The organism is Smaragdicoccus niigatensis DSM 44881 = NBRC 103563 (assembly GCF_000380645.1).
GTDB lineage: Bacteria > Actinomycetota > Actinomycetes > Mycobacteriales > Mycobacteriaceae > Smaragdicoccus > Smaragdicoccus niigatensis.
In genome coordinates this window covers 101072-114343 of record NZ_AQXZ01000009.1, presented here as the reverse complement: position 1 = coordinate 114343, position 13272 = coordinate 101072, and the positions used below count along the sequence as shown (strand labels likewise).

Below are 13272 nucleotides of genomic sequence, written 5' to 3'. Positions count from 1 at the left end.
TGGACTGCCAATGCCAGAACCCGGACTGTGCCTTCAAAGCCGGGATCGCCGGCACCCCGCGCCGCCCCCTCGTGCACGCGTTCGGCACCACCGCAACCCTCAACGGCACCAGCAACGAACCCGGCTGGATCGACGGATTCGGCGTCATCGACGCCGAACACCTCCGCGAACTCGCCCGCGACGCCATCATCCGCGACCTCAAAACACCCACCGGACACGAAGACAACTACCGGCCCTCACGAGCGTTGGCCGACTGGGTACGCGCCCTGCACGGCACGTGCCAGTTCCCCGGCTGCGACCGACCCGCCTGGGAATCCGACCTCGACCACCGCGACCCACACGCCACCAGCAAAAACACGAGTGTGTTCAACCTCGGACCGTTCTGCCGCAAGCACCACCGCGCCAAAACCTTCGGCGGCTGGCGACTCGAACAAACGTTGACCCTGATCAGCCCACTCGGCTTCGAATACCCGATCCCCGCGACCGGGCCGCTCGCCCTGCTCGAACCTGATCCGCCAGGACCGAAGCAGCAAACCCGGCTGGAGGGACGAGCCAAGCGCGCCGAGGCCGACCGCGCCCTCAACAAGCGCGACCGCGAACGACAGTGGGGTCCCGACGACTCCCCACCCCCGTTCTGACGAGCGGTCCTCAACTGAAGATGCCGACAACCTCCCCGGTCTGGGAGGTAATCAGCGTGCGCTCACTGCAGTCCGTGGACCCGCTCGCACTCGAGCATGTAGCGGTCAGGTCACGAGTGCGGGCAGCCGCCGATCACGGGCACAAGCGGCGACTAGGACTAAGGGCAGTTCACGACTGTGCCGTTGGTGCTCACTGCGGTGCATCCGGTGGGAGCGTGTGCGTGAGCGAACCCGGTGCCTGACTGTTTGGCGACGTTGTTGCTTCCGTTGTTCGCGACGGCGAACCCGCTGCCGTCGTTTATCGCGAGGTTGTTGTTTCCGGCCGTCGCCTGGGCGCTCCCGCTGCCGGTATTAATCGCGACGTTGTTGTTCCCGCCACCCGTCGCGGCGACCCCACTGCCATTGTTGGTCGAGCTGTTGTTGTTCCCGTCGAGCGCCTGGGCGGTCCCGCTCCCGTTGTTGGTCGCGACGTTGTTGCTCCCGTTGGCCGTTAAGGCCTGTCCGCTGCCCGTGTTGGTTGAAGTGTTGTTGGAGCCGACCGCAAGGGCGAACCCGCTGCCGGTGTTGGTCGCAACGTTGCCGCTCCCGTTGCCGGCGACAGCGCTCCCGCCGTTGGCGTTGGCGTAGTTGCCGCTATCGGAGGGAGCGAGACCTGCTTCTGCGTTGCCTCCGTTGCGGGCAATGGCTTTGTTGCCTGTTCCGGTGTCGGCGGTGCAGGTACTGCCGGTGCCGATAGACACGGAAACGGGTTTGAAGAAGCCTGGGACGGTGCTGTTGGCATAGCAGCCATTGATCGGGGTGTCGGCGCTGGCAGTGCCGGTCGCGGCGAGCGTCAGAGTTCCGCAGGTCGCGGCGAGGGCGAGAACCGATCTTGCGGTAGTGCGGATGTAGCGATGCATGACGTGATCCTCAGAGCGTTGGATTGTTCGTTAGCGCCGCTCGAGAACCCCATTGTCACGCGCCGTGCGCCACAAATCAGTCATAGACCGAGACAAGGGGCTGCCGATCGGATTTCGACCGATCGGTATGTTTTACTTTCGGCCCCCTACCTGTAGGTCCCGGGTACCGAACCCAAATTACTTTCTTGATTTAAACGAATGGGTGTCAGCGGGGAATCGCTTCTCCAGTGCGTCAGCAAGGTACCGGCCGTACGTCTTGCTGAAGGTGTCGGTCAGATGGCTGAAGATGTCGGCGTAGACGATGACATTTCCAATAATCGTTCGACATCGAGACTGATCGCAGAATAGGTCCGTCATGTCGACGACAGATTCGCCGTGGGTGAGCTCCACTGCGCGGTCGAATGTCGTCCGGCGCAGCGCGCCTGCGCGAGGCACGGAACAGTCCGAGTCGATGGTTGTGGTGACGCGGGTCAGGCAATCGACGGTTTCTCGATCGATCGAGGGGACATCGGTGATGACGATCAGCCGATTGCCGGAGTCGATGATGCGTTGCCACGCGGCGGCGATCGACGGTGCAACCCCCGGGCCTGCCGGAATCTTCCCGTCGACGAAGATCAGCATCGCGTCGAAGAAACCGGTCGTGAGCACGACGTCGTAATGCTCACGATTGATGGTGTCGAGGGCGTTGGCCATTCCTGGGCAGCGGTACTCGACGCCCGGCCGGCAACCTGCACCGGCATAAATGTCGAGTTGCCACTTTCGTTCATCAGCGACGTCCGACAACACACCGTTGAGGGTGCTCGCATGACTGTCGCCGATCAGTGCGATCCGAATTTTGGGTTTGGTTCGTTCGCCGAGTCGGCACACGCGCATCGCCGGGGCGTCGAACTTCGCCATGCATCTCAGCATTTTGGACTTTTGCTCCGACGCGTCCTGCGGACTCGGGTAGAGGTTACGGTCGTCGATCGGTTTGCAGGTATTCCGTTCTGCCCTAGCCGCTGCGCCGAAACACAGCACTTCCTTCGACGCGCTGACATAGGCCGGGATCGTCGAGGATTCCTGGGGTTCGGAGCGGATGTGCGCGGCGACGCCAACGATCGCGATCGAGTAAGCGAGAAGCAGTGCGACGGTCACCTTCGCCGGGCGGGAATGACGGATCTGGCGCAGGCCCGGAGACGGGCGATCCAGCCACGTTGACCGGCGGACCGGGTCCTCCACGAGGTAGTAACTCGCCACCGCCAGCGCGAGAATCAGCGCGAGCGTAATGACCGCATACGTCAATTCACGCGTGTCAACCAGCGAGCCCATGACCACAATGACCGGCAGATGCACGATGTACATCGAGTACGAGATGTCGCCGATGAAGCCGCTGACCGGGTTGCTGAGCACCCAGACTCGACGCTCGGGATAACCGCCCTCCCCGGCTGCGATGACGAGTGCGGTCGCCGCGACCGGCGCCAGGGCCCACGGACCCGGGAACGGCAATTCCGGATCGATGCCGAAGATGCACGCGATGATGCCGGCGAGGCCGGCCCACGCGATGGTGGGCCGCAAATGCACGGGAATTTTGGCGGTATACCGTGCGCCCATCGCGACCAGTGCGCCGATCCCGAGTTCCCACGCGCGCGTGAACGACGAGAAGTACGCCTGTTGCGAGCTCGACGCGGTCTGAACAATTGCCCAGGTGAAGGAGGCGGCAACGATCAGCCCCATCGTCGCGCAAGCGATCAGTCGAGCCTTGGCGAGCTGTGTCTGCGTGCGCGTCGGGATGAGAGTGAAGACCAGAATCAGCAGCCAGGGCCATACAAGATAGAACTGTTCTTCGACGCCGAGCGACCAGAAGTGTTCGAGCGGGCTGGGCTGCGCGCTGGCCCCGAAGTAGTCCGTTCGGTCGAAGTACTGCCGCCAGTTGCCAACGAACAACAGCGCCCACAGGCCGTCGGTGAAGGTCGTGCGCGCGCGGTCGAAGCCAAGGATGACCGGTGTCAGCGTGCACGTCAGGAAAAGCACAAGGGCGGCAGCCGGAATGATCCGCTTGACCCGACGGCGGTAGAAGCCGGCGATCGAAATCCGGTTGCTCTTTTGCTGCTCGCGCAAGAGCAGTCCGGTGATGAGATAACCCGAGACGACGAAAAATACATCGACGCCGACAAACCCGCCCGATGGCCAGTTGAGAAGGTGATTGAGCACCACCGAAACGACAGCGATTGCGCGTAGACCCTGAATGTCCAGGCGCACGCTGTGACGCGGGCGATCGTCGGCGACGATCGCTTCGGGTTGGCGGTCCTGGCTGACCGGCCTGTCCAGAACCTTGAGCATGACCTCTTAGAAATCTGTTGAACACTGCCCGCCAACGTCAAGGCAGCCGCCGCCATCTTCGCAGGTCCGCCCCCGGAAGCCGTTGAGCCACACCGTGGTTATCCCCGCTGGCAATTCGGGCACAAGCACACGTGAGGGCTGAAATGAAAGTACCTTTCAACTACCTGTCAGCAAGGCCCAGAAACTATCTTCAGAAACCGAAAACCGGTGGCGCGCTTGTGCCCCCAGTCGGACTCGAACCGACACTTGGCAGATTTTAAGTCTGCTGCCTCTGCCAATTGGGCTATAGGGGCGCCTGGCAACTCGAACAGAGACTGCCAATTGGCGCGTTCAGCATAGAGGCTCAGGACTGTGGTTCGGGCTCAACCTTGGCCGGTAGCTGGACCGCCGGTGGCTCGACCGTCGGTCGCTCGACCGTCGGCGACTGGACTTTGGCCTTCGCTGGTGGCAGTGCTTTTTCCCCGAGGAAGTAGACCCGGATCAGTTTGAACCGCGCGAACAGCAGGTAGAAGACGATCGGACCACCGATGCCGGCGACGAGTCCGCAAATGAACACGATCGGATCCGACGTGATGCCGACCTGCTCGAGCAAGATTCGCGATGCCGGCGCCGTGATGCCATGCAGCAGGTAAACGGTCATCGAATAGCCGCCGAGCCAGATGAGCGGCTTGCACTCGATGAAGTGACGGATGGAGAACAGAACCATGACCCCCGTCAAACCCACACCGATCGCGATGCTGGTTCGCGCGAGGTGCGAGCCGGAGAAGTGCCCGAGGAACTTCATGACGTCGAGCGAGTACACGGCAACGAACGCGACGAACCAGCCGGCGCCATCCCGCCAGTCGAACTCCCGGGAGTACCGCGCGAGGCCATATCCGGCGAGGAAGAACGGCAGCAGCCGCAGCAGGCCATTGAGGCTGAAGATGTCCCAGGCCGCGGGAACGCTAAAGACCAACGCCGCGCCGAAGGCCGTGGCAGTTACGGCTTGCCAACGCCACTTATCGCGCATGACATCGAATGCGTCGAGCAATCCGACGATGACAAAGATGATGAAGATCGACTGCAGGAACCACAGGTGTTCAAACCCGAAGACATAGATCCGCCAAAACGACGAGAGCTCGGGCTTGCTGTTGGTGCCCGGAACGTAGACCTGCAAGAGGAAGACAACGGTCCCAACGGTGACCATCGGGTACAGCAGGCGGCGCCGTTTTCCGCGCAATAAGCTGGGCAGATCCCCTGTGCTGTGAATCGGCCGGAGGCCGTATACGAGGCCGGAAAGGACGGTGAACAGAGGCATGCGAAGGTCGACCGTCGCGATCTCGAAGTAGCGCCAGATCGTTCCGTTGCCAACTCCCATGCCGCGGTCCACAGACTCACCGATGACGTGGTGCGCGACGACGAAGATCGCCGCGAGTCCACGCAGCGCATCGATCGACCGGTCGCGCTTGAGGCCGGCCGGCTTCACGACAGCCTTACCTGCCTCGATAGCAATCACAGTCTCCAAATAAGCCGCATAAATAGATCTCCGGAAATCCTCAGGCGCAAATGCGTTAACAATCACAACCGATCGAAGCTCTCCCCGGAGAGACTCGTCTTGTCCATTGTTCAGACGACGGAGATCCCTTGTCAATGGTGACCCACAACGCACCTCTACCTTGGGAAACGCAGCGAATAAAGGAGTCATGTGATACCGGTCATAATTGCGCGGATGACTGTAACGTTCTGATCCGGCGTAATTGAAGTTTGCATGTTCTACTAAATCTTCAGCCACTGTCACCGAGCCCGAGAGGAGGGTTGATTGATGCCGACAAATCCGGAGCAATCCACCCCCCGGACGGGCCGCCAGGCGATGTGGAACTACCTGGTCTTCGCACTCAGTAAGTCGTCGACCCTCATCATGACGATCGTCCTCGCGCGCCTCCTGTCGCCCGCGGACTTCGGTCTCTTCGCCCTCGCACTCGTCGTCATCAACCTCTTCGACTACGTCAAAGACCTCGGCGTCGGCGCGGCTCTCGTCCAAAGTCAGTCGTCGTGGCGCCTGCTCGCCCCGACCGGGCTCACGCTCACCGTCGTCTCCGGCATCGCGACCGGCGCGATCGTTGCCGTCGTCGCCGGCCCGATCTCAGATCTCATCGGCCACGAACAACTCGCTCCTCTTATCCGGGTTCTCGCGATCTGCATCATCATCTCGGCGATCGGAGCCTTCCCCGCCGCGGCTCTGCGCCGCCGGATCGACTTCCGTGCCCGGCTGATTCCCGAGTTCGCCGGCGCGATCGCGAAGACCGTTCTCACGATCGCCCTCGCCTGGCAGGGCATCGGGGTGTGGAGCCTCGTCTACGGTCAACTCGCTGCGGTCATCATCACGACGGCCCTTTACTGGCGAGCCGCCGCCACACACGTCGAATTCGGATACGACCGCCAGGCGGCATCTGCACTGCTGAAGTTCGGCGTCCCGGCATCGGCGCTGTCGCTGCTCGCGTTTGCGATCTACAACGTCGACTACCTTGCGATCGGCGCCCGTCTTGGCGACACCGACCTTGGTCTCTACACGCTGGCGTATCGACTGCCCGAACTCATCGTCCTCAATCTGTGCGTCGTCATCAGCGATGTCCTGTTCAGCGCGCTCTCCCGCATCCAGCACGACAACGACGAAATGTCTGCGCAGTACCTGAAGGTGCTGGGCGTGGTCGTCGCCCTGACCGCCCCGATCGGGCTCGGTATGGCGGCCGTCGCTCCGCAGATCATCGGGGTCCTGTACGGCAGCACGTACGCCGGCGCAGCGGCCCCGCTCGCCATGCTCTCGATCTTCACCGTCATTTACTCGATCAGCTTCCACACCGGCGATGTGTACAAGGCGATCGGCCGCCCGGGCGTTCTCACTGCGATCAACGCCGCCAAGTTCACCGTGATGATCGGGCCGATCTGGTGGGCGGCCGGCAAGAGCATCACGATGGTCGCGACCGTGCTAATCGTCGTCGAGTGCATCCATCTCGTCCTGCGCATCGCGGTCGTCCGGGCGATGATCGGCGTCCCCGTCGCTCGCATCGGCCGAGCTGCGATTCCGCCCGTCGTCGCAGCCATCGTGATGGGCCTCGTTGCCTGGTCGGCGGCTCGATTGACCACGAGTTGGCCGGACATTCTCGAGCTGCTGGCAATCGTTCCGCTAGCGGCCGTCACGTATGGCGTCGGTCTCAAGCTCCTCTCCCCGCAACTCATCAGCGATAGTCTGAGGGTTCTTCGACCAGGCCAAGAAAAAGCGCCAACTGCTTCCGGGAGGAATGAATGAGCGAGCGTTCTCGCACCCCCGCTGGCGTCAAGCTGGCGGTCACTAACCGTCCGAAGACGGTCATCGCAGCACTCGCCCTCGTCTTCATGGCGGTCGGTCTGCTCGCTGCATTCGCACTGAGCCTGCAGCCGGCCAAGTACCAGGCGACGGCAACGATCGCGATGACTCCGGAGGACCGCAGCGACCCGGTCTCCGAAGCCGGACTCTGGGAAGTTCTGAGCCGCGGCCAGGCGACCCGCACGAGTGCGCTCGTTCTGGGCAGCACGCGCTTCCTGCCGTCGGACGCACTCAAGTCGGGCGTCGTCTATGAAGTGGGTGCAGTGCCCGAGACGACCCTCATCGAAGCCAAGGTCACCGCGGGTAGCCCCGCCGAGGCCGAGGCGGTCCTCAAGAACGCCCTTGATGCGGGTCTCACCACAGCTCAGGGAATTTCGGGGCCGTTCGCCCTGCGCGTCGTGACTCCTGTCGAGGGCAGTGCGGTCCGGACCAGCAGCTCCCCCAAACAACTCCTCATCGCGCTCGGCGGCGGCGGACTCGTGGCGGGAGCCGGCCTCGGCTTCGTTCTTGTCCGGGTCTTCCGCACGAACGACACGTCTGACTCGGATGAGAAGTCCCCCGAGCCGGAACCCGTCGTCGAAGCTCCTCAGGTGAAGACGCCCGCCGCCAAGACTGAGGCGGCAATTCCCACGCCGTCACCCTGATGGACCGAGCGCTCGCGCGGTTCGACGCGCTCGTTCGCGACCCGATCGCGTGGACGGCATGGGCCGTCACCGCGATCGTGGCCGCTGCGGTCGTGGTGGTGGCGGACATCGGTCTGCTGGGGACGCTCGCGGCCGCGGCGCTCTTGGCGATGCCGGTAGGCCTCGTCGCCCTGCGCCATCTCGTCTTCAGCCCCACGGCGACCGCGGTCTTGATGATCGTCCTCGAGACGATCAACCTGTCGGCGATTCTGGGTCCGTACCACCTTCCGGTGGTCAAGGGCAGCCTCGCACTAGGGCTGCTGACGATCGCGGTCGCGTGCCGTAATCCCGAGTCGCGAGCCGCCCTCGTCCCGCCGTGGTGGTTGAACGCGGGAGTCGGCGCGTTGCTGTTCACCCAGTACCTGGGCTATCTCGGCAGCGTCGATCGCGGGACATCGGGCATCGAGATCTACAACTTGTGCACGACTCTGCTCTTCATGTACGTACTGATCGTGCTGGGCCGGATGTCCGGAAGGATCATCACCCTCACGCTGGCGTTCATCCTGCCGCTCGCCGCCCTATGTGCACTTTCGATCGTCAACCAGGTCGTCTTCGGCGCCACGTCGAACCTCGGCGGATTCGCCAACGTCACGGCCGCCTCGGGCGAACTCACCACGACGCCGCGCCAGGCTGGGCCTCTCGAAGACTCGAATTTCTGGGGCCGCAACCTGGTGATGGGGCTGCCCATCGTCTTTGCACTGGTCCTCGTCATCCGCCAAATGAACAACCGCGTGCTCTTCTGGGTCATCACCGCATCGGCGCTCGTGATTCCGGCCGGCATGTACCTGACTCAATCTCGGGGCACGTACATCACCGCAGTTGTCACCCTCGGTGTCTGGGTCACGCTGAGCGGCCCAAAGGTACGGAAGATCGGCATCACCTTCTCGCCGTTGCTGCTCGCCTTGCTGTTCCTGCCGGGCGTCGGAAACCGGCTCCTCGCCCTCCTCAAAGACGTCGGTACCGATCACATCTACGGCGTCGACCCGTCTGTCCTCGGCCGCACCACGGCGCAGGAGATCGCGTGGGCGATGTTCCACGACCGCCCGGCGTTCGGTTTCGGGCCGGGCACCTATCTCTCCCAGGTCCCGCACTACGCGGGCTTGGTCAACACGGCAGTCCTGCATCCCACGATCGCGCCGCACAACTTCTACGCGCAGATCGCGGCCGAAACCGGAATCGCGGGACTTATCGGCTGGGCCGCGTTCTTCGCGGCGTTCATCGTCCCGCCGATCATGCGCACTGTGTCTCGTCCTACCGAGCAGCATCGCCTGATGCTCGCAGCGCTCGCGGCGGGGCTCCTCGGCTGGTTGCTCGCGAGTGTGTTCCTCCACATGGCGTACATGCGCTCGCTCGGAGTGGTACTCGCCCTCGCCTGCATCGTGACGCTGTACGACCCCGACGGCCAATCGTTCGAGTGGAAGAACTTCTTCGAAGAACTGCAACGCCGCGCCACGCTGATCGCGGCCGGCGTCCTCTCGGTGATCGCGTTCGCGTCGATTCTGACCTTGACGTCCACGCGCGACTACACAGCCACTCAGTACGTGACGCTCATCCCCACCGGCGATTGGTACACGCCCTACCAGCTCGACATCCGGTCGCGGGACAACGTTCTTCCGACCTACGCCGAGGTCATGTCCGTCGACAACAAGATTCACGCGATCGCCGACCCCGTCCGCGGAATCATCGTCATCAGCTCACACGGACTGACCGAAGCAGATTCTCGGGCAGCACTCGACGCCGACCTCGCGACGATCACGCACCATCTGTCGGATGCGGGCCTCACCAACTCGTACACATTCCGGAAGGTCGGTGACGTTCAGGTCACCAACGGGTGGGACCGTCCGACGCGCGCCTGGGTAGGAGCGCTCATCGGTGCCCTCGCCGCGCTGGCCGCCGGATTCGTCGCCGATCGTTTCACTCGCCGGCCGAAGAAATCCGAGGAGTTGCATGTCCAGACGACGTCCTAAACCGATCGTTCTGGTCGAGTTCTCGCCGTCCGGCGGGTTGTTCCAGTTCGCCTTTCAGCTCGGTGAGGCCCTCGCGGAATCGGGCCAACGAGTCCAGCTGATCACCGGGCCGGACCCGGAACTCCGCTCACCGAATCCCGATTTCGAGGTCCGGCCGGTCCTACCGACGTGGCATCCCGCGAGCGGGCCCGACATCAAAGCGCGGTGGGCCCGGGTACCGCTTCGCGCCTATCGCGCCGGCAAACTGCTGTTCGCCTGGATCGTTCTCGCGGTCGTTCTGCTGACCACGCGACCGCGGGCAGTGCTGTGGCAGCACTGGCGCTTCAGTTTCGAACCCGCCATCACGGTCGCGATTGCGCGGGCGCTGAAACTGCGCATCTTCGGCGGCGCGGCCGTCGGGATCATCGCGCACGAACCGCTTCCGCGATCGGACGCCAAGGACACCAGCACACCGAAATCCGGACGATTCCTCACCGCAGCGTTCCGGTCCGCATGGCACTCGATGGACGTCGCCTTCGTTCTCGGCCCGCGCACCCGCGAGGTCGTCATCGACGCGTGGCAGCCGAACTGCGACGTGGTGGTCATCCCCCACGGTTCGGAGAAGGCGCTGGCCAGCACGGACGTGACCGCGGTGAGTCAGACCGCACCCGTCGCGCTCTTCTTCGGGACCTGGACCCAGTACAAGGGCATCGACGTGCTCCTCGACGCGTTCGAGATCGTGCGCGCGAACCTGCCCGAGGCGCGGTTGGTGCTGTCCGGCAACGCCGGCGCCGACATCGACGCCGAAGCCGTCACCGCCCGGGCACGTGCGATCGGCAACGTCTCGGCCGAGCCCGGTTACGTTGCGGTCGAAGATGTCCCGGCGATTCTTGGAGCGGCCCGCGTCGTCGTCACGCCGTACATTCGCGCGAGCCAGAGCGGTGTCATCCACCTCGCCTTTACGTTCGGCCGTCCGGTAGTAACATCCGACACCGGCGACCTCGGGTCCGCGGTCGACGACGGGGTCACCGGCCTCGTCGTGGCGGCAGGCGACTCGGCGCAGCTCGCGACCGCGATCGAGAAGCTCCTCCGGTCACCCGACGTCGCCGAGCAGATGGGCCGCGCAGGCAAGGCTGAAGTCGAGAATGCGTGGGACGTGGCTGCGGAACGGATCACGCGGTCGATCGAGGGTGTGGAGGCGGCGCGTGCGCGCAACTAAGGCGATGATCATCGCGGCCGTGTTCGCCGCGGTGGTTGTCGTGGCTGGTGCGACCGTGTTCCTCGTTCGATTCGTCGGCAATTCGCACGTGGAGAACACGTTCACTCGTCCCATTCCGGTCGGGGCAGCGATCGATCCGCAGTCGTCGGCGATGATCGCGCAGCTGACCGCATCCGACAACGTCGTGAACGCCCTCCTGCGCGAGTATGCGATCCCGGTCTACGACGCGTCCCCGTCCACCCCGCGCGTGAAGGTCGTCTGCACCACGCCCCAGTGGGAATGCCCGTTCAAGAAAACCACCGTCCCGATTCCGACCGACGCGCAGCCCAGTCCAGGGGCGGACGCCGTCATGGTCATCGTGGATCGCGCCGCGGGCAAGAGCTACGAACTCTGGCACGCAAAGCCGACGGCGTCCGGCTGGGAAGTCGGCTACGGCTCGATCCTCGACCTCGGCGGCTCGGGGTGGGGCGGCGGAGCCACGGGTGCCGGTGCCTCGCTGCTCTCCGGCATCGTCCGGACCTCGGAAATCGCAAACGGCAACATCCCGCATGCGTTGGCGCTCACGACCAACGCCGCATGCTCGTCGACGTTCCGGCCACCCGCGACCAAGGCGGACGGGACGTCGACCTCCCCGAACTGCATTCCGATGGGTACGCACATCCAACTCGACCCTTCGATCGATCTCGACGCCCTCAATCTGAAGCCGGGAATCCGGATGGTCGCTCGCGCTTTCCAGGTCTACGGCGGCTTCGTTGTGGGCGTCGGTAGTCAGCCGCTGGGCATCCGCTTCGAACACGATCCACAGGCGCGCTTGGATTCCATGGGCCTCGTGTACCAGAGAGCGGGCCTGGACTTCGACTACCTCAAGTTCGGCGGCATCCCGTGGGGTCGACTGCGCGTTCTGGCCGTCGAGAATCCTTAACTCTTCGGGACCGTCACGGTGACCGACCTCGACCGATCGGAAACGTTTCCGAAGCGGTCGACCGCGCGGACGGCGTAGACGTAGCGGACACCCGGCCGGACGGTCTTGTCCGTGAATGTCGTCGTCGGTACGCCGACCGTGCCGACGACCGTCCAATTCGTCGGTGTCTGGCCCGATTTCACTTCGGCACGAACCACCTCGTAGCGCGCGAGACTGACATTGTCCGTCGTCGCCGCCCAGCTGAGGTCCACAGATCCGCGCGTCACCTCGCCTTGGTGCAGCTTGCCGGGAATCTCCGGCGGGGTCGTGTCTGCGGTGCCGTCCCAGGACTCGATGACTCGCATCTTCTGCCATGGAATGTGCTTCAGATCGAAGTAGTCCCACTCGAGCCCGGCCTGCCGGTACACGTTCGAAACTTGATGCGTGTCCGTCGCGGTCGCCGGAAGTTCGAAGCTCACCGTCAACGGGGCACCACCGGTGTCGACGACGTAGCCGCCGTAGGTCTGCAGCGCTCTGGCGACGGCTCTCTCCCCCGGCGTGATGCCGGGAATCTTGTTGACGTCGATGGTGGGATCAAGCTGCAGCCGGGTGCCTTCCGGAATGCAGTTCGGCGAAGTAGACGTGCCATCGGTCTTGTGCGCCGGAGCGCGGAAGGTGTTCGAGCACGCGAGGCTGCTCGAGAAGGACAACGCGTGCATGATCCGGCCACGCGCGATCTCGCGCTCCCGGATGACCCCGCCGAGCCTCGACATCTCCGCCGCGGTGGCATGACCGCCGACTTCGCCGTCACTCTCGTCGACGTCCGGGACCACGGCACCCCAACCGGCCGACCACTTTCCGGGCGAGATCCGTTTGGCGTGCCAGAACTCGTACGCGGCGCCTTCCGTCCAGTCGATGACAACCATCGCGCCGTCGGACCCGGTATGCGGACGAGCGTCGACGGGAATCCGAATCCGGGACGGAAGCGGACAGTGTCCCCACTGTTCCGTGCAGGTGACTTCGGCGTATGGGGTGTCCTCGAAGGCGTCGTAAATCGGGATTCCGAAGGCGTACAGCGCCGCACCGCGAATCCCTGGAGCACCCGCCAACGCGCGCACGGTGGCAGCGCTCGCGGGGTCCAGCACCGCGTCGGCCGGGATTGCCCGGTTCCAATAGCTCCCATCGGCGAACGGACGCCCAAAATTCGGACCGTACGCCGACTCGCCCTTGCCCGACGACGAGCAGGCAACGGCGAGTCCGACGACGAGAGTCGTTCGGACGATCATGGCAATCCGAGAAGCACTGGGGAGCATTGGTGCAGAAC

General features: G+C 64.0%; 10 protein-coding genes and 1 tRNA gene. 6 read left to right on the top strand and 5 right to left on the bottom strand.

Features of this window, described 5'->3' with window-relative positions; genetic code table 11:
* Positions 1 to 638 (top strand): HNH endonuclease signature motif containing protein (locus tag F600_RS31840; protein WP_018159033.1); only part of this gene is annotated, 638 nt, incomplete at its 5' end.
* A gap of 158 nt (positions 639 to 796) precedes the next feature.
* Here the strand turns inward: F600_RS31840 and F600_RS0102625 are convergent.
* The 4 genes from F600_RS0102625 to F600_RS30020 all read right to left on the bottom strand — a co-directional run bounded on the left by F600_RS0102625 (position 797) and on the right by F600_RS30020 (position 5351).
* Positions 797 to 1537 (bottom strand): hypothetical protein, encoded by a 741-nt coding sequence (locus tag F600_RS0102625; protein ID WP_018159032.1) that lies wholly within the window; start codon positions 1535 to 1537, stop codon positions 797 to 799.
* Between the two features lie 177 nt (positions 1538 to 1714).
* Positions 1715 to 3856: an acyltransferase family protein gene (locus F600_RS30025; RefSeq protein ID WP_018159031.1), complete on the bottom strand. Its 2142-nt coding sequence runs from the start codon at positions 3854 to 3856 to the stop codon at positions 1715 to 1717.
* 219 nt (positions 3857 to 4075) lie between these two features.
* A tRNA-Leu gene (locus F600_RS0102615) sits at positions 4076 to 4149 on the bottom strand.
* Positions 4150 to 4199: 50 nt separating this feature from the next.
* Positions 4200 to 5351, bottom strand: coding sequence for an acyltransferase family protein (locus tag F600_RS30020; RefSeq protein WP_162141377.1), 1152 nt, complete (start codon positions 5349 to 5351; stop codon positions 4200 to 4202).
* Positions 5352 to 5657: 306 nt separating this feature from the next.
* Here F600_RS30020 and F600_RS0102605 point away from each other — a divergent pair, with 306 nt between their 5' ends.
* Genes F600_RS0102605 through F600_RS0102585 form a run of 5 tightly spaced genes read left to right on the top strand, consistent with a single transcriptional unit; the run spans position 5658 to position 11969 of the window.
* Positions 5658 to 7142, top strand: coding sequence for a lipopolysaccharide biosynthesis protein (locus F600_RS0102605; protein WP_156024376.1), 1485 nt, complete (start codon positions 5658 to 5660; stop codon positions 7140 to 7142).
* Complete coding sequence (locus F600_RS26565; RefSeq protein ID WP_018159028.1) at positions 7139 to 7843, top strand: YveK family protein; 705 nt, start codon at positions 7139 to 7141, stop codon at positions 7841 to 7843. Before F600_RS0102605 ends, F600_RS26565 begins: the two co-directional genes overlap by 4 nt.
* A complete protein-coding gene (locus F600_RS26560) occupies positions 7843 to 9849 on the top strand; it encodes an O-antigen ligase family protein (protein ID WP_018159027.1) in 2007 nt (668 codons plus the stop codon). Before F600_RS26565 ends, F600_RS26560 begins: the two co-directional genes overlap by 1 nt.
* Positions 9830 to 11047 carry a glycosyltransferase family 4 protein gene (locus F600_RS0102590; RefSeq protein WP_018159026.1) on the top strand — a complete coding sequence of 406 codons (1218 nt, stop codon included), beginning with the start codon at positions 9830 to 9832 and terminating at the stop codon, positions 11045 to 11047. Before F600_RS26560 ends, F600_RS0102590 begins: the two co-directional genes overlap by 20 nt.
* Positions 11034 to 11969, top strand: a complete 936-nt coding sequence (locus F600_RS0102585; RefSeq protein WP_245541456.1) for a hypothetical protein — start codon at positions 11034 to 11036, stop codon at positions 11967 to 11969. Before F600_RS0102590 ends, F600_RS0102585 begins: the two co-directional genes overlap by 14 nt.
* Here the strand turns inward: F600_RS0102585 and F600_RS26555 are convergent.
* A complete protein-coding gene (locus F600_RS26555; RefSeq protein WP_018159024.1) occupies positions 11966 to 13234 on the bottom strand; it encodes a SaeA-related protein in 1269 nt (422 codons plus the stop codon). The genes F600_RS0102585 and F600_RS26555 overlap by 4 nt on opposite strands.
* Positions 13235 to 13272 lie beyond the last annotated feature (38 nt).